Source organism: Dactylosporangium sp. CA-139066, assembly GCF_050936175.1.
Lineage (GTDB): Bacteria > Actinomycetota > Actinomycetes > Mycobacteriales > Micromonosporaceae > Dactylosporangium.
In genome coordinates, this window is the sequence record NZ_JBNJNH010000001.1 from 3498542 (window position 1) to 3514713 (window position 16172).

At 74.3% G+C, this 16172-nt stretch carries 14 protein-coding genes and 1 riboswitch; of the genes, 7 read left to right on the top strand and 7 right to left on the bottom strand.

Annotated features, from left to right (window positions below):
• Positions 1–227: 227 nt before the first annotated feature.
• Together ACQEVU_RS15935 and ACQEVU_RS15940 are read left to right on the top strand one after the other, a co-directional pair.
• Positions 228–1001, top strand: a complete 774-nt coding sequence (locus ACQEVU_RS15935) for a DUF2334 domain-containing protein (RefSeq protein ID WP_433324086.1) — start codon at positions 228–230, stop codon at positions 999–1001.
• Positions 998–2110, top strand: a complete 1113-nt coding sequence (locus tag ACQEVU_RS15940) for a glycosyltransferase (RefSeq protein ID WP_433324088.1) — start codon at positions 998–1000, stop codon at positions 2108–2110. The genes ACQEVU_RS15935 and ACQEVU_RS15940 overlap by 4 nt, the downstream gene beginning before the upstream one ends.
• On the opposite strand, the gene ACQEVU_RS15945 is transcribed toward ACQEVU_RS15940, so the two are convergent.
• Complete coding sequence (locus tag ACQEVU_RS15945; RefSeq protein WP_433324090.1) at positions 2107–2997, bottom strand: DMT family transporter; 891 nt, start codon at positions 2995–2997, stop codon at positions 2107–2109. The two genes, ACQEVU_RS15940 and ACQEVU_RS15945, sit on opposite strands and share 4 nt — an antisense overlap.
• A gap of 73 nt (positions 2998–3070) precedes the next feature.
• Here ACQEVU_RS15945 and ACQEVU_RS15950 point away from each other — a divergent pair, with 73 nt between their 5' ends.
• Positions 3071–3565, top strand: coding sequence for a molybdenum cofactor biosysynthesis protein (locus ACQEVU_RS15950; RefSeq protein WP_433324092.1), 495 nt, complete (start codon positions 3071–3073; stop codon positions 3563–3565).
• Positions 3566–3624: 59 nt separating this feature from the next.
• Positions 3625–4149 carry an N-acetyltransferase family protein gene (locus ACQEVU_RS15955; RefSeq protein WP_433324094.1) on the top strand — a complete coding sequence of 175 codons (525 nt, stop codon included), beginning with the start codon at positions 3625–3627 and terminating at the stop codon, positions 4147–4149.
• A 37-nt stretch (positions 4150–4186) separates the two neighbouring features.
• On the opposite strand, the gene ACQEVU_RS15960 is transcribed toward ACQEVU_RS15955, so the two are convergent.
• The 3 genes from ACQEVU_RS15960 to ACQEVU_RS15970 all read right to left on the bottom strand — a co-directional run bounded on the left by ACQEVU_RS15960 (position 4187) and on the right by ACQEVU_RS15970 (position 8834).
• Positions 4187–5062 carry an aminoglycoside phosphotransferase family protein gene (locus ACQEVU_RS15960; RefSeq protein ID WP_433324096.1) on the bottom strand — a complete coding sequence of 292 codons (876 nt, stop codon included), beginning with the start codon at positions 5060–5062 and terminating at the stop codon, positions 4187–4189.
• Between the two features lie 617 nt (positions 5063–5679).
• On the bottom strand, positions 5680–7116 hold the full coding sequence (locus ACQEVU_RS15965; protein WP_433324098.1) for a fibronectin type III domain-containing protein: 1437 nt from the start codon (positions 7114–7116) through the stop codon (positions 5680–5682).
• Positions 7117–7385: 269 nt separating this feature from the next.
• The gene (locus ACQEVU_RS15970; protein WP_433324100.1) at positions 7386–8834 is read right to left on the bottom strand and encodes a cellulase family glycosylhydrolase; all 1449 of its coding nucleotides are present in this window, start codon (positions 8832–8834) and stop codon (positions 7386–7388) included.
• Positions 8835–9078: 244 nt separating this feature from the next.
• Between ACQEVU_RS15970 and ACQEVU_RS15975 the strand changes: the two genes are divergently transcribed.
• Positions 9079–9543 carry a hypothetical protein gene (locus ACQEVU_RS15975; protein ID WP_433324102.1) on the top strand — a complete coding sequence of 155 codons (465 nt, stop codon included), beginning with the start codon at positions 9079–9081 and terminating at the stop codon, positions 9541–9543.
• An 873-nt stretch (positions 9544–10416) separates the two neighbouring features.
• Positions 10417–11856 (top strand): hypothetical protein, encoded by a 1440-nt coding sequence (locus ACQEVU_RS15980; RefSeq protein ID WP_433324104.1) that lies wholly within the window; start codon positions 10417–10419, stop codon positions 11854–11856.
• Positions 11857–11887: 31 nt separating this feature from the next.
• Here the strand turns inward: ACQEVU_RS15980 and bluB are convergent, their stop codons facing one another.
• Complete coding sequence (bluB, locus tag ACQEVU_RS15985) at positions 11888–12520, bottom strand: 5,6-dimethylbenzimidazole synthase (protein WP_433324106.1); 633 nt, start codon at positions 12518–12520, stop codon at positions 11888–11890.
• A 36-nt stretch (positions 12521–12556) separates the two neighbouring features.
• A riboswitch (cobalamin riboswitch) is annotated at positions 12557–12761 on the bottom strand.
• A gap of 50 nt (positions 12762–12811) precedes the next feature.
• On the bottom strand, positions 12812–13342 hold the full coding sequence (locus tag ACQEVU_RS15990) for a 2'-5' RNA ligase family protein (RefSeq protein WP_433324108.1): 531 nt from the start codon (positions 13340–13342) through the stop codon (positions 12812–12814).
• Positions 13343–13737: 395 nt separating this feature from the next.
• On the opposite strand from ACQEVU_RS15990, the gene ACQEVU_RS15995 reads away from it, so the two are divergent.
• Positions 13738–15051 carry an EAL and HDOD domain-containing protein gene (locus ACQEVU_RS15995; protein WP_433324110.1) on the top strand — a complete coding sequence of 438 codons (1314 nt, stop codon included), beginning with the start codon at positions 13738–13740 and terminating at the stop codon, positions 15049–15051.
• On the opposite strand, the gene ACQEVU_RS16000 is transcribed toward ACQEVU_RS15995, so the two are convergent.
• Complete coding sequence (locus ACQEVU_RS16000; RefSeq protein WP_433324112.1) at positions 15048–16154, bottom strand: DUF4037 domain-containing protein; 1107 nt, start codon at positions 16152–16154, stop codon at positions 15048–15050. The genes ACQEVU_RS15995 and ACQEVU_RS16000 overlap by 4 nt on opposite strands.
• Positions 16155–16172: the final 18 nt, after the last annotated feature.

Here is a 16172-nt window from a genome sequence, read left to right on the forward strand (position 1 = left end):
TTGACAAAACCCGTCGTTTTGTCGGGTTCCCGCCACTCGTACACGTCGGATTCACGTTTTTGTGGGTTTTGCTTCATCGATGCGATCGTGACCTGCGCCGCATTGTCCGCGGCGGACGCCCGAGGTCCCAGGGTGCCCGCCGTCACGTGCTACCGTCCGGCGACAGGTACCCCGACTCGGCTGCTGTACGCCGCCTTGACCTGGTGTGATGGGCGTTGGTGATGGTTGTGGAACCGTCCGCGGAGGACTCCGGCGAGGCGCAAGCCCCGTTGATGGTGGTGAGTGTGCACGACGTGGCGCCCGCCAGTGCCGAGGAGACGGCGCGCTGGTGCGCCGATGCTGACGCTCTGGGGATCCCGGTGTCACTGCTGGTGATTCCCGGACCGTGGCGCGGGATGGCGCTGTCGGAGGACGCCGGTTACGCGGAGGTGCTGCGCGAGCGCGAAGCGCGCGGCGACGAGATCGTGCTGCACGGCTGGTGCCACCAGGCCGGTCCGGAGGGCACCGCGGTGCGCCGGGCGGTCGGGCGGGCCGTGGCCCGCGGCGCCGCCGAGTTCGCCGCGCTGGACGAGGCCCAGGCGGCCCGGCGCCTCGCCGACGCCCGCGCCGTGTTCGACGCCCTCGGGCTGGCCACCACCGGCTTCACGCCGCCCGGCTGGCTCGCCTCGCCGGCCGCGCTGCGGGCGCTGAAGGGCGCCGGGTTCCGGTACACCACGGATCATTTCGGCGTGAAGGACCTGACGTCCGGCCGGTCGCGCCGCGGCTTCGCCCTGTCGCACCGCCCCGGCGGCACCGGCGAGCGGCTCGGCTCGGCGATCCTGCGCGCGGGCGCGTCGTGGGCGGCCCGCCGGCGCCGCGGCCTCGTGCGTGTCGCGCTGCACCCCGACGACCTCAAGCGCCCGGGCCTGCGCGACGACACCCTGCGGGCCGTCGAGGGCGCGCTGAAGGCCGGCGCCCGCGCCACCACCTACGGCGCCGTCGTGGGCGCGGCGGCATCGTGAAGATCGTCCAGCTCGCCAACTTCTACACGCCGGTGTCGGGCGGGCTTCGCACCTGCGTGGAGCAGACCGGCCGCGGGTACATCGCCGCCGGCCACGAACGCGTGACCCTCGTGCCCGGCACCGAGGACCGCGACATCACGCTGCCCGACGGGCGCCACCTCACCGTGCGCAGCCCGCTGCTGCCCGGCTCCGGCGGTTACCGGGTGCTCACCGCCCGCACCCGCATCTGCCGCCTGCTCGACGCGGTCGAGCCGGACGTGATCGAGGCCAACGACAAGCTCAGCATCGGCTGGCTGTCGCCGTGGGCGCGCAGCCGGGGCGTACCGCTGGTGCTGGTCTCGCACGAGCGCATCAACGCGATCCTGCGCACCCGGGTGCCGCGCTGGTTCCCGCTGGACTCCGCGGCCACCGCCATCAACCGCCGCCTGCACCGCCTCGTCGACCACATCGTGCTGACCTCCGCCTTCTCGGCCGCCGAGTTCGCCGCCTTCGAGCCGGTCAAGACGCACCGCGTGCCGCTCGGCGTCGACCTCGACACGTTCCGCCCGGCCCCGCGCACCGGCGGTGAGCAGATCCGCCTGGTGACCGTGACCCGCCTGTCCACGGAGAAGCACCCCGACCTGTCCGTGGCGGCCCTGCGCGAGCTGCGCCGCCGCGGCGTCCCGGCCACGCTCGACGTGATCGGCACCGGCCCCAACCTGCGCAAGCTCGAGCGGGCCGCCGAGGGACTGCCGGTGCGCTTCCTCGGCCACGTCGCCGACCGGCAGCGCCTGGCCGACCTGGTCGCCGGCGCCGACGTGTCGCTGTCACCGTCGCCGGCCGAGACGTTCGGGCTGGCGACGCTCGAGTCCCTGGCCTGCGGCGTGCCCGTCGTCGTGCCGGCCAGGGGCGCCGCCGGCGAGCTGCTGCTGCGCCCGCAGTCCGGCCGCGTCACCGACGGCACGCCCGAGGGCCTCGCCGACGGCGTCGAGTCGCTGCTCACCGTCCCGGCCGAGCTGCGCCAGGCCGACTCCCGCGCCGGCGCCGAGCAGTTCCCGTGGTCGGCCACGGTGCACGGCCTGCTCGACGTCTTCGCCGCCGCAACCGGCAGCCGTCAGCCCGTGCCCTAAGGCAGCGTCGCCAGCTCGCCCTGCGGGGCGGCGGCGCGCTGGGCGACCCGCGCGGCCGCGAGCAGCGCCACGCCCGTCACCAGCAGGGCGACGACGGCGATCGGGCTCCACGGCCACCACAGCGCCCCGCGCCAGCCGGCGTGGAAGACGCTCGCGTCGAACACGGCGCTGCTGAGCGGGTCGGCGATGCTGATCGCGGTCAGCGCCGTGGGCAGCGAGCCGGCCGCGAACGCGTCCTGGGTCAGCAGGCCGCTGGCGCTCGTCGAGGCGATCAGGCCGATCGTCGCCCAGTCGTGGGCGAGCCCGGTCACGCCGTCGCGGGCCAGCGTGTCGGTGACGAGCACGACGAAGACCGCGGTCAGGCAGGTGCACACGCCGGCCGCCACGCCGGCCAGGGCGCCGCGCACCCGGGCCTCCGCGCGCTTGGGCAGCACGTGGGCGAGCGCAATGAACGCGACCATGACCGCCGCCGCCACGCCGACCGCGGGGGCGACGTCGCCGCGCTGGAGCGTCTGCGGTACCGCCGGACGCGCCACGACCAGCAGCGCCAGCCCCGCGCAGACGGACACGGTGCCCAGCCACGCCCGGGCCGGCGGCCGGCGCACGGTGAACATGGCGAAGAGCAGCTGCGAGACGAGCAGCGCCTGCACCACCGTCAGCGAGCCCAGGTGCAGCGCGACCGCGTGTGCGGCGAACGCGACGACGTTGAGGATCCACCCGGCGAGCCACCAGCGGTCGCGCACCAGCCGGCGTACCAGCAGCAGCACCCGCACCGGCAGCGCGCGGTCGTGCACGTCCGGCGCCGCCCGCTGCGCGGCCCGCTGCTGCATCGCCGCGGACACGGCGAACATGGCGGCGGCGAGGACCGCGAGCACGAGGGCAAACATGATCCGCTGTTGTACCCCAGGCGCATGGCGCCGCGGCGACCGGGGGATGGCCCGCGGGTGTTCAATGGTCTCGGTGGGTCCCGATTCGCGCATCGTCGAGCTGCTCGCCTCGCCGCGGCACCGCCTGTCCGGGCGCCCCCAGGACGGCCCGGCGCCGGCGCCGCCCGGCGAGCTCGTCGACGCGATCGAGATCCGCGCCGGCCTGGGCATCGTCGGCGACCGCTACTTCGCCCACCCGGCCCACCGCGACGCGAGCGTCACCGTCATCGCGCGCGAGTGGCTGCCGCCCGGTGCCGGCCTGGCCGAGGCCCGCCGCAACGTCCTCGTGTCGGGCATCCCGGTCGACGATCTGGTCGGCACGGTGCTGACCCTGGACTCCGGCGACGGCCCGGTGCGCCTGCACGTGCGGCGCCGCGCCAACCCGTGCGCATGGATGGACGTGACGATCGCCCCCGGCGCCTGGCGCGCGCTGCGCGGCCACGGCGGCGTGCGCTGCACCCCGCTCGACGACGGGTTGCTGCGTGTGGGCTCCGTCACCTTCACGGTCTCGAAACCAGACTCAGGGTAGCTTCCGCCCGCGGACTGGGTCTAGCGTTTGGACTCAGCCCGACTCCGGGGGAGGTACCGATGCTCATCAGACCGTGGCGCGACGGCGACCGGGCCCTCGTGATCGCCGCGCAGGCGTACCTCTCGCCCCGCACCATCGACCGCCGCTTCCTGGTCGGCAGCGGCGGCCGCCTGCCCGCGTCGTACCTGGCGCACATCGCCGCCGGCCCGCGCGCGGAGTGGGACGCCCAGGTCGCCGTGGACGGCGGGGTGCTGTGCGGCTGGGCCGAGTACGGCCGGCTTCCCGGCGGCGGCCCGGAGGCCGACCTGGCGGTTTTGGTCGCCGATCCGTGGCAGCGCACCGGCCTGGCCAAGGCGCTGATCCGAGCCTTGGTCCAGCGCATGATCGCGGCGGGCGTGACGACCATTCATGCGGACGTGGCCGGCTCCAACGCCCCGACCCGCGGCCTGGTGCGCGCCCTGGCCGGCACGGACCCGGGCCCGACCTACGCCGACGGCCTGCTGCACTATGCGTTCGATCTGGCGGCGGTACCGCAGGAAGCCTTGGCCCGGCCGGAGCTGTACGACAGCCCCGCAGGACACTGACCTCTTCCCTGACACCGGAAGAGGTCTACGGCTCCTGTCAACTCGCGACTGGATCCTGAAGGACTTGGACCAGGGCGCGTTCCTGGAAGCCCTCGGGGTCAGGGCTGGACTGGCCGGCGATCGTCACGAGCGCCTTCCACAACGCCCAGCCGCGTGCTCGTCGCCACGTGTCCTTGGACAGGCCGACGGCCTCCGCGAAGACCTTGCGCTCGTCACCGATGAAGTAGGTCCAGGCCATCACCAGGTCGCAGGCGGGGTCGCCGACGCCGCACGTACCGAAATCGATGACCGCAGACAACCTCCCGTCGACGGTGAGCAGGTTGCCGACCGCCACGTCGCCGTGGAACCACACCGGCGCGGACGGCCAGGCCGAGGTCAACGCCTCGTCCCAGACGGCCTGGCAGGCGGCGACGTCGACGACGCTGGCAAGCTTGGTCAGGGCGTACTCGACCTCGTCGCTGTAGACGCTGGGGTGGCAGCCCCGGAAGCAGGAGTGACGACCGCAGGCCGGACCCTGCCACGGCGGGGCCACCCGCAGCGCGGACAGGACAGCACCGAGGTCCTGCGCCAGCACGCTACGGTCGACGTCCCGCGCCACCTCGACGGTGTCTCCGGGCAGCCAGCGGCGCACCGACCACGGAAACGGATAGTCGGCCCCCGGTTCCCCAGTGGCGATCGGCGCCGGTACGGGCACCGGCAGGTGCGCAGCCAGGACGGGCAGGCAGCGGTCCTCCTTGGCGATGCCGGCGACGTAGCCCTCCGCGCTGGGCAGACGCACGGCCAGATGATCGCCGAGCCGGAAGGTCCGATTGTCCCAGCCCTGGCGAGCCACCGGCGTGACGGGCAGGCCGGACCACTCGGGGAACTGCTCAGCGACCAAGGCGCGTACGAGATCAGCGGTTATGTCGATCACACCGTCCAGTCTGCGTACCTCGTCCAGCCGGTTTGAGCCACCAGCAAACAGCGGTTGACAGCAAGCCGCAGGTCCCGAGACCGGACACTCGGCTGGCGTCAGGCCCTCTGTGTCAAGATGACGGCCACGCCCACCACGTCCCCGTGGGCGGGACGTCCCGCTGAGGAACGGATTGATCTGCGCGCTTCAGATCGTCACCGTTGGCCGGTCCAACGGGCGCCACCGGAGCAAGCGGACCAGACCAATCGTGTGCCGGCGGGGCGTCATAGGAGTCGACACCGCCGTCGCGGACGAGAGCGGTCGGCCGTCCGTCCGAGAACCAACGATCTTCGTGCGAGTCGAACGGGTCGCGGTACCAGCCCTCAGCTCGCATGAGCGAAATTCTATACGGATGCGCACCCGACATCGACAGCCACCCAACCGGCACCACAGAGGGCCGGGACGGACGGCAATGGACTGACCGTCCCGGCCTTGTTCCTCGCTCGCCGAATTGTTGTCGGCGGCGTTGGTGGGTTGGCCGACCTCGTCGTCTGCCGGCGCGAGGCGGGGCTGCGGCCGTCGGCGTCGCCGGATCTGCGCGCGCGGCTGCGGCGCGGGCCTACCCGGCCCGGCGATGCTCAGCCAGCTCGACGGGCCGGGGCGGTGTCCGGATCGGGGCCCGCGGCGGCGCCGCGACGACACCTGGGAGTGCCTGATCCTGGCCGAAGACCCGCTCTTCCGACGCCGGCCAGTCGCGCCCCGGTGATCAGCAGGGCCAGGCCGGCGCCGGCCAGTGCCAGCGTTGCCGGGCCGGTCACCGCGAGCGAGTGGCCGGGCGCGTGCGGGGCGCCCGCGGGCGCGGCGGGGGTGTCGAGCTCCCGGCCGGCGGCCAGCGGGCGGGCGGCGGCCGTCGCGGGCGCGGGGACGCCGGGAACGGCCGGGATGATGGCGCTGCCGGGCGAGCGGCCGGCGGTGTTGCGGGCGGCGACCAGCACGCTGTACTGCACCCCGTTGCGCAGGCCGGCCACCGTGCCCGTCAGGCGCCCCGACGACACCGTCGTGGACAGGGTCCGCCAGGTCTGGGCGCCGTCGAGGCTGACGTCGTACGACGTGACCGGCGTCAGGCCCGGGTCGAGCGGGGGCAGGAACGACAGGGCCAGGGCGCGGTCGCGGGGGGTGGCGCGCAGGTCCCGGGGCGGGCTCGCGGCGGCCGGGCCGAGGCGGGAGACGGAGCCGTCGCCGTCGGCGGTGAAGTACACGACGCCGGTCGGGCCGGCGGTGACCGACGACACCGGGCCGAGCGGGGACGGGGCGAGGACGGTCAGGGTGCCGTCCGGCCCGACGCGCTCCACGGTGCGGTTGGAGCGGTCGGCGAGGTACACGTTGCCGGCCGGGTCCGCGGCCAGGTGCCCGATCCGCCCGACGCTCGCCGACGTGGCCCGGGCCGGGGCCTCGGGCGGGGCGCCGCAGCCGGCGGCCCGGCCGGCGTACGTCGTGGCCGTGCCGGCCGGGTCGACCTTGAGGACGTAGCAGGCGGAGCGGTCGGCGGCGTACAGGTTGCCGACCCCGTCGACCGTCACGCCGGACGGGTCGATGCGCACGTCCAGGGCGGGGGTCGGGCCCGTCAGGGGGCCGGGGGTGGCGCCGCCGCCGAGGACGAGGGAGCGCACGCCGGCCGGGGTCACCCGCCACACAAGACCGGCGTCGCGGTCGGCGACGTAGAGGTTGCCGCCCGGGTCGACCGCCAGGGCCGCGTCCGCGGGGGCGGGGGCCACCGCCGAGCGGCCCGTCGCCGTGATGCGGGAGACGCCGGCGGCGCGGTCGGCGACGTACACCGTGCCGGCGCCGTCCACGGCCAGGCCGTCCGGGGCGTCGAGGCCGTCGGCCACCGTCGAGGTCTCGCCGCCCGGGCTGATGCGCACGACCCGCCCGTGGTCGCGGTCGGCCGCGTAGACGTTTCCGGCGAGGTCGGTCGCCAGCTGGCGGGGATCACCGAGCGGGGCCGCGCCCAGCGGGCTCGCGCCGGGATCGGCGGCGGCGGTCGGGGTGCCGAGTCCCAATGCCGTCCCGGCCACGGCGAGGAGCGTTGCAACGGCCGTACGGCGTGGTGACTGCACATTGGTTCAAACGCACAAATCGGGCAAAAGTTACCGACGGACGCCGCTGGATGCCGCCCGGTGCAAGGGTTGTACGGTCCGGCGATGCACTGGTTCCGCGGGCTCGGCGCCGGCGATTGCCGCGACCTGCGCCATGGCTCGCGGCTGGGTCGGCTGCTAGGCGCATCTCGCGCCGCGGGCGGCCCAGCGCCGGCCGGTCGAGCCGGCGCTGGGAACCGCGTGAGCACTCAGGAGGTCGGGAAGTTGTCCGCGGTGCGGATCCGGTTGCGCACGTACGTCCCGGACTCCGTCAGCTGCGACGTGTTCGTGTAGGAGCCGGCGGAGCAGGTGCCCGGCTTGAACGCGGCGCTGCTCTCGTTGGCGTCGGAGTACGTCCAGTTGGCGTAGCTGATCTTGTTCTGGTCGAGCAGGTCGAGCCAGGTGCTGGTGCTGGACAGGTCGGTGGCCCCGCCGCCGGTCGCGCTCACCGTGCCGAACTCGGTGACGAACAGCGGCAGCAGCTTCGCCGCGCGGGCGACCACCGTGCGGTAGTTGTCCTTGTGCGAGGCCGCGTAGAAGTGGAACGCATACATGATGTTCGTCGCGTTGACCGGGCTGTTCACGATCTCGGTCTCGCTCGAGCCGTCCGAGACGCCCAGCGAGGACCAGCCGCGGGTGCCGACGATGACGACCGCGTCCGGGTCGGCCGCCCGGATCACCGGGATGACCTGCTCGGCGTAGTTCTTGATGCCCTGCCAGGAGACGCCGTTGGGCTCGTTGGCGATCTCGTAGATGACGTTCTTCTTGGCCGCGTTGCGCTGGGCCACGGAGGCGAAGAAGGTCTTGGCCCGGTCGAGGTTGTAGTTCGGGTCACCCGGGGTCAGCGTGTGGAAGTCGATGATGGCGTACATCCCGCGGGCCTCGGCCAGGTCGACGTAGTTGTTGACCTGCGCGGTGAACCCGGCCGGGTTGGTCTCGTAGCCCTGCTCCTGCACGTACATGGCGATGCGCAGCAGGTCGGCCTTCCAGTCGTTCGCGAGGGCGTCGAGGGACGTCCCGTTGATGCAGGACGCGAACCACTGGATGCCGTGCGTGCTCATGCCGCGCAGCTGGATCGCCTTGTTGTACTGGTTGCAGAGATTGACGCCGCAGACGTGCAGCTGCCCGTTGATGGCCAGCGGCGTGCCGCCCGTCGGGGGCGGCGGCGTGGACGGGCTGGTGCTCGGGCTCGGGCTGGTGCTCTTGGACGGCGACGGCGACCCGGTCGTGGACCCGGTGCAGGCGACGCCGTTGAGCGTGAAGGAGCTCGGCGTCGGGTTGGAGGCGGTCCAGGTCCCGTTGAAGCCGATGCTGGTCGTGGCGCCGGTGGCCAGCGAACCGTTGTAGTCCATGCTCTTGGCGGTGACGGCCGAGCCGCTCTGGGTGTAGGTCGCCGACCAGCCCTGGCCGACCTTCTGCCCGGCGTCGGGGAACGTCCAGCCGAGCGTCCACGAGCTCACCGGGTCACCGAGGTTGGTGATGCCGATGTTGGCGGTGAAGCCGCCGGGCCACTGGTTGGTGGTGTATGTGACGCGGCAGCCGGCCGACGCCGAGGCGCTCACCATCGGCGCAAGGATCAGGCCGCCGGCCACGAGGGCCCCGACGGCGCCGGCCACACCGAGGGTGCGGCCGCGCGGCAGGCGTTTGAGCAGGCTCATGACGAGGTTCCTCCGGGATGTACGGACGGGACGGGCGGGCGGGCCCGTCCCTGGCCGGGGATCGTCACGTGCCTGACCGGCTCCGCCCAAGCGCCGATTCGGCGAAAGTCCCGGGACAGCCGGTCTGACGTGCATAAACGCGTCGAGCCGCGATGAAATGTACAGTTCGAAACGCTTCGAAGACCCGGAATGCGGCATCTGAACGGCGATGTGATGCCGGACGCGCCGGGCCCACAATGGCGTCGTGTCCGATCCCGAGCTCGCCGCGCTGCGCGACTCCATCCGCCGCCGCGGCCCGGCCGACGTGCCCGGCGCCGCCCGGGTGGTGGAGGACTACCTGGCGGCCGTCCTGCGCGACGCGGGCGCCCCGGACCACCCGTCCGCGCTGCGCTGGGCCCGCGACCGCCTGCGCCTGTTCATGGTCGTGAGCTGGGAGAACTGGTTCGGGGTGCTGGAGCGGCTGCCGCAGGAGTACCCGATGCTGCGCGACGAGTGGCGCGCCCTGCTCTCCGCCCCGTCCGAATTCGGCCCGGAGCACCTGGTCGCGTGGTGGTGGCTGCTGCAGCCGTCGATGTTCCAGCCGCTGATCGCCGGCCAGCTGCGCGAGATGAGCACGCCCCTGCGCGACGGGATCGCCGGCATCCTCAAGGACGGCGGCGCGTTCGACGACCGCCTGGTCGACTGGACCTCGTTCGGCGCCGCGGCGTAGCGCGGGGCCTGGTGTGGGACCGTCGCGTGACCGACCGTGAAACGCTGATCGAGGCGCTGCACGCGCGGGTGGCCCGGCTGGCGGAGACCGGCGACGCCGACGCCGTTCAGGGCGGCGCCGCGCTGGCCGAGGCCGACGCCCTGCGGGAATGCGCCATGGACGCCGACGGCGGCATCGACCTCGAGAGCGCCTACGCCCTGGCCCGGCTGTACTGGGCCCGGGTGATCTCCACCCCGCGGCCGCGGGAACCGGAGTTCCAGGCCGCGGTCAGCTATTTCGAGGGCATCGGCCGGGTCGCGCCGGACGCGGTACCGCCGCAGATCACCGCGTACCTGTCCTCGCTGGACGCGATCGTCGGTCGCGGGCGGGCCTTCCAGGACCGGTTCGCGCAGACCGGCGATGCCGCCGACGTCGAGGCCGCGGTGGTGAACTTCCGCCGGGCCGTGGCCGTGTCCGGCGACGACCGGAGGGCGGCGCTGACGCGGATCGCGCTGGCGAATGCGCTGCGGGCCTGGTACGAGGCCGACCCGGACCCGGACCTGCTCGACGAGTGCCTGCAGATCAGCCGGGATGTGGTCGCCGAGCCGGCCGGCGAGCCCGAGGAACGGGCGATGCAGCTCGGCATGCTGGCCACGGCCCTGCGGATCCGCTTCGAGCACGGCGGCCCGATCGAAGACATCGACGAGGCCATTGGCCACGCGCGGACCGCCGCCGATCTGCCGGGCCGGGCGGTACCGCAGCGGGCCGACGGGCTCAGCGATCTCGGCGGCCTGATCTTCGCGCGGTTCGATCGGACTGGAGCTCCCGAAGACCTGGACGACGCCCTGAACGCGGTCCGCGGCGCGATCGTCCTGACCCGGCGCGTGGGCCGACGTGTTCGAGTCGCGGTTCGCGAGCACCGGCGCGCTCGACGACCTCGGTACCGCGGTGGCCGCGGCCCGGGTCGCCGCCGGCGACCGCGCGGCCGGTGCCGATCTGGGCGAACAGCGCCGCGCGGTGCGGCTGGCCCGGCTGCTCCTCGCGTGGTGCCAGCGGATCGGCGCGGCGCCGGAGATGCTGGCCGAGTCCGAACGGATCATCCGGTCCCGGCTGGCGGACGCCGAGCCGGCCGGCGCGGAGCGCGCCGGATTGACCAGCGAACTGGCGGACCTGATGCGGGTCCGGTATGACACGTCGGGCCGCATCGCCGACCTCGACGAGGCCATCGCGCTGGGCCGCGAGGCCGTGGCGCTCCGGCCGAGCGCCGACGGCCGCTCGTACTGCCTGGCCGTGCTGAGCATGAGCCTGCGGATGCGGTTCGCGTACCACGGCGCGCCGGAGGACCTGGAGGCGGCCGTCGAAGCCGGCCGGCGAGCGGTAACCGAGTCCGAGGCGGCGGGCGAACCGCCCGAGCGGCGCAGCGAACGCCGGGCCGCGCTCGCCGAGGCCCTCGCCGAGCGCGCGGCCGAACTGGACCGCCCGGCCGATCTCGACGAGGCGATCGACCAACTCCGCGACGCGCTGCGGGATCAACCGGCGACCCACGTCGACCGGCTGGTGCTGCTGTCGAACCTGGGCGGCAAGCTCATGCAGCGGTACCGGCGGCGCGGCGACGAGCGCGACGCGGATGACGCGGTCGCCACGCTGCGGACCGGCCTGGCCGCGGCGGCGGGCTCGGCCTGGTGGGCCGGCCTGGCCCTGAACCTGGCCTTCGCGCTGATCATGCGGGACCCGACCGCCACCAACCCCGCCCTCGACGAGGCGATCGGTCTCGCCGGTCAGGCTGCGGACCGGTTGGCCGCCGATCATCCCCAGCGCGCGCCGGCCCTGCGTGATCACGCGGCGTTCCTCATGCTGCGCTATGCACGGGATGCCCGCGGCGACGATCAGGCATCCGCGCTGGAACGCCTGCGTGAGGCATCGGCGCTGCCCGGTGCCAGCCCGCGCCAGCGGCTGCAGGCCGCCGTCGTCGCCGGGGACATCGCCCACGCCCGCGGCGAAGGGCCGGACGCGGCGGCGCTGCTGGCCCGCGCCGTCGCCGAGCTCCCTCTGGTCGCCTGGGTCGGCCTGGACCGGCGGGTCCAGGAGCGCCACCTGGCCACCGAGGCCGTCGGCGTCGCCGGACACGCCGCAGCCGCCCAGGTCGAGGCGGGCGACGCGGCGGCGTCCGTCACCGTGCTCGAACAGGGCCGGGCGGTGCTGTGGACCCACCAGCTGCACCGCCGTTCGGACCTCGGCCGGCTGCGCGAGGAGGCGCCGGACCTGGCGGACCGCCTGGACCGGGTCCGCCGCCACCTCGATGCACGGGGCGGCGGGGACCGCTCGGCGGGGTGACCGCCGTGCTGCCTGCAGCAGCTGCGGGCAGTCAGGTGCGCTGCCCCCAGCGGTCGTCGTGGCGGGCCAGCTCCAGCGGGCGGCGGCGGCGCCAGCCGTGGCGCTCCAGGTCCGGGACCTCCTGCAGGCGGGCGACCGGGCCGACGCAGAGCCAGGCCACCGGGCGGATGCCGGCCGGGATGCCGAGCAGGTCGCGCAGGAAGTCCTCGCGGTAGAACGAGACCCAGCCCACGCCCAGGTGCTCGGCGGTGGCGGCCAGCCACAGGTTCTGCACGGCCAGGCAGACGGAGTACAGCCCGGCGTCGGCGATCGCGTGGCGGCCCAGGACCGCGGGTCCGCCGCGTTGCGGGTCGTACGTGACCACGATCGACAGCGTCGACTCCAGCACGCCGTCGATCTTGATTCGGGCGAAGCGGGCGGCCGCGTCGGGGTCCAGCGTGGCGGCGAAGACGTCGCGTTCGTCGCGGACGTGGGCATGGAAGGCCCCGCGCAGCGCCGGGTCCCGCACGACGACGAAGTCCCACGGCTGCGACAGGCCGACGCTCGGGGCGGCGTGCGCGGCGGTCAGGATCCGATCGAGGACGGCGTCCGGGATCGGCTCGCCGGTGAACTCGCCGCGCACGTCGCGCCGGCGGTGGATGATCTCGTACAGGTCGTGCGTCATGGGCAGGCTCCCGCTGCGATCATGCCCCGGCGCACGCCGGGGCCACCACGCGAGGCCGGTCTTCGGACTCCCGGATCGTCACCTCACCGCCCGCCTTCCCAGCCGGTATGGCCAGTGGCTCACGCAAACACGTGGTGGGCGGCAGCTCCCCGGTCACCGCGGCGGGCCCGTGCCGGACTTGCACCGGCTTCCCGATTCTCCCCGCCGTCGCCGCCGGGGCACCTCGCAACAGTTCGTGCCGAACGGCAGGCTACCCGGCGCGCCGGCCGAGCGTGTCCAGAGGGCCTGGCCTCAGCCGGCCAGTGGCAGGTCGGCGACCGTCGTCCAGGAGTCCGGCGCGGCGCGGCCCCGGATCAGGCGGGCCGAGGCGACCTCGAACGGGACCGGCAGCATCGGCTCGATCGCGGCCTGCGCGGCGCGCATCAGGTCGACGGGCGCGCTGTCGCCGACCGTCAGGTGCGGAATCACCTCGGCATGCTGCCCGCCGTACGGCGGATAGTCCGGGAACCGCGCCCAGACGGCGGCGGTCAGCGCCCGGAACCCGTCGGCCGGCTCCGGGGCCAGCCACAGCACGCGATCGCCGAACCAGCGGGCGGCGGTCAGCGCGGCGCTGAACCGCGGCACCGAGGCGACGGCGGCGGCCAGCTCCGCCAGCGCGGCGGCGTCGAGCGCGTCCGCCGGCACGAACGGGAACAGGACTGTCACGTGCGCGCCGACGCCCCAGCCCGCGGCCGGGTCATAGGCGGCCCGGAACCGGCCGACGAGCGGCTCGACCGCCTCGACGGCGACGATGACCGCGGTCTGCTCGGTGCCATGTGTCATGCGCGCCCCCGAAGGCGAATGTGGCTGACCCGTTCCAACGATCGTGACAGCGAAGGTCCACCGGCAACAACCGCGACCTGTCGATCGCGCTGACGGGCGCCGGCCCGGATGGAACGGGATGGAACGCCGCTTCCCAAGAGGTCCGGCCCCGGGTACCGGATGCGGCAACGGCGGGACGCGTGCACCCGACCGCCTCGGGCGGCCCGGCGGGGCCGGGCCTCTCAGCGCTGCGACCTGCACGACAGGTCGCGCGCCCACGGCGCCGGACCGGCCCTGGCGTACAGGGGCGGCAATCGGTCGACCGGTCGGTAACGCAGCGCGAGATCGGCCCGGCGGGCTCCGGTCATCTAAGGAGTTTTGCCCGATTTGCCGTCACTGTGCGCGACAATGATCCGGTGGAGCGAGCGGACATGGCGCCGAAGCCCGGCGCAAGCACGACGGCGCACGTCGGCCGGCAGCCGATCTACGACCGCGACGGCGCCGTCGTCGGCTACGAGCTGCTGTTCCGGGCCGGGACCGACGCGAGCGTCGCCGACCGTACGGACGAGCACGCCACCGCCCGGGTGCTCGTGGCGGCGTTCACCGAGTTCGGGCTGGAGGAGCTGACCGGCGGGCGGGTGTGCTTCCTCAACGTCACGCGGGCGTTCCTGACCGGGATGCTGCCGCTGCCGTTCGACTACAGCCAGGCCGTGCTCGAGGTGCCGAGCCTGTCGGAGGTCGACGACGACCTCGTGGCCGGCATCACCGTGCTGTCCGAGCGCGGCTTCACCATCGCCCTGGACCACTTCGTCGTCGACGACCCGCGCGAGGTGCTGCTGCCGCTGGTGAGCTACGTGAAGATCGACATGCGGGCCGCCGACGAGGCCGGCGTCCGCGCGGCCGTCGAGCAGTGCCGCCGGCACAAGCACGTCCAGCTCGTGGCGGTACGCCTGGAAAGCACCGAGGCCCTGCGCCTGGCGTTCGAGGTCGGCTTCGACCTCTTCCAGGGCCACATCCTGGGCCGCCCGCACGTTGACTCCACGGTGGCGCTCACGCCCGGCCGCCTGGCCCGGCTGCGGGTCCTGGCCGCGCTGTCGGCCGACGACATCGACATCGACGAGGTCATCGCGCAGGTCAGCCAGGACGCGGGCCTGAGCATGCGCCTGCTGCGGGCCACCAACGCGGCGGCGTTCGGCCTGTCCCGCACGGTCTCCTCGATCCGCGAGGGCATCGTCGCCATGGGCCTCAACCGGCTGCGCCAGTGGGTCACGCTCATGCTCGTGTCGGACCTGACGACCGCCGACCACGAGCAGCTCGTGCGCATCCTGGTCCGGGCCCGGCTGTGCCAGCTGCTGGCGGGGTCGGCGGAGTACCCGGAGGCGGCCGGCCAGGCCGACGCGGCGTACCTCGGCGGCCTGCTCTCGGCCACCGCCGACCACTTCGGCGTCGACGTGTCCCGGGTCATGTCGGGCCTGCCGCTGAGCCCGCCGCTGCGCTCGGCGCTGCAGTCCGGCGACGGCCCCCTCGGCGGCGTGCTGGCCGCCGCCCGCGCCTACACCGACCCCGACGCCCCGAGCTTCCCGCAGGACCCGCACGGCGGCCCGGGCGCGGTGGTCGGGGCGTACCTGTCGGCGCTGCGCTGGACGATCGGCGTGCTCGGCGAGCTCGGCCCGGAGGTGCCGGACCGGGCCGAGGAGCGCCTGCACGCCCTCGCCGCCGTCGGCGGTTAAGGCTGTACGGCCGGCCGGACCGCGGCCATCAGGGCCCGCGCGAGGCGGGGCTCGGTCAGCGCGGCGGTGCTGTCGACATACTGGTCCACGGCGCCGACGGGCGGCAGGGCGGCCACCTCGGGGTCGGCCACCTCGGCCAGCAGCGCCTCGGCGAAGCGGCCCGCGCCGATCACGGGGTAGGGCCGGTCGAAGTACGGGCGGCGGGTGGCGTCGACCGGCGGGGCGAGGCCGAGCCGGTTCTGCCACTCGCCCGCGAGCTCGTACGCGTCGCACAGCGCCGCCTGCCGCGCGCCGGCGTGCTCGGCCGCGAGGGCCGTGCGGCAGCCCTCGGCGATGCCGGCCGCCTCGGGCAGGGTGCGGAAGGCGGTGCCGAGCCATTTGCTGTACACCGGGAAGCGCCCGGCCAGCAGCAGGCTCAGCCGCATCACCTCGCGGACCAGCCGCCCCGCGACCACCCGGCTCCCGGCGTCGTCGCCCGCCTCGGCGGCCCGCCCGACGAACGCCTCCTCCTCGCCGATGCGCAGCCACTGGCAGGCCAGGATGTACCGCCAGACGTCGTCCGGATACCGGGCGAGCGCGGCTCGCAGCGCGCTCAGCTCGCCGATCCCGTCGTGGTACACCGCCCCGCCGGTCGCCTCGGCCAGCCGCTGCCCCGGCGTGGCCAGCCAGTCGAACACCGTGACGCCGCCGCGCCCGTCGAACCCGAGCTGCCGCTGCGACCAGGTCCCGACGTCGGTGACGACCACGCGGTGCGCGACCGGCCCGTCGGTGTACGCCATGGAGCGCACCCGCGCCCCCGGCGGCTCGAAGTGCGTCGGCCACCCGCGGAACCGCTTCGGCAGCCGCTGCGACAGCAGCGCATCGATCGCCGCGCCGTGCTGTTGCGCGTCGGTGGGGGACAGGAACAGCTCGAGCCGCGGCCCCCAGTCGTGGTCGACCGACCGCTCGCCGTCGAACCCGAGCACCTCGGACCCCGGCCCGACCCGCGCGGCCGCGTGCCGCAGCCCCGGGAACGCGCCGTCGAGCAGCGGCCGTACCGCTTCGGCGTAGAACGCCCGGCACAGCTCCAGCCCCGGCAGGAACGCGGCCCCCGTGTCGTTCATGCTCCGTTTTCCTCTGTT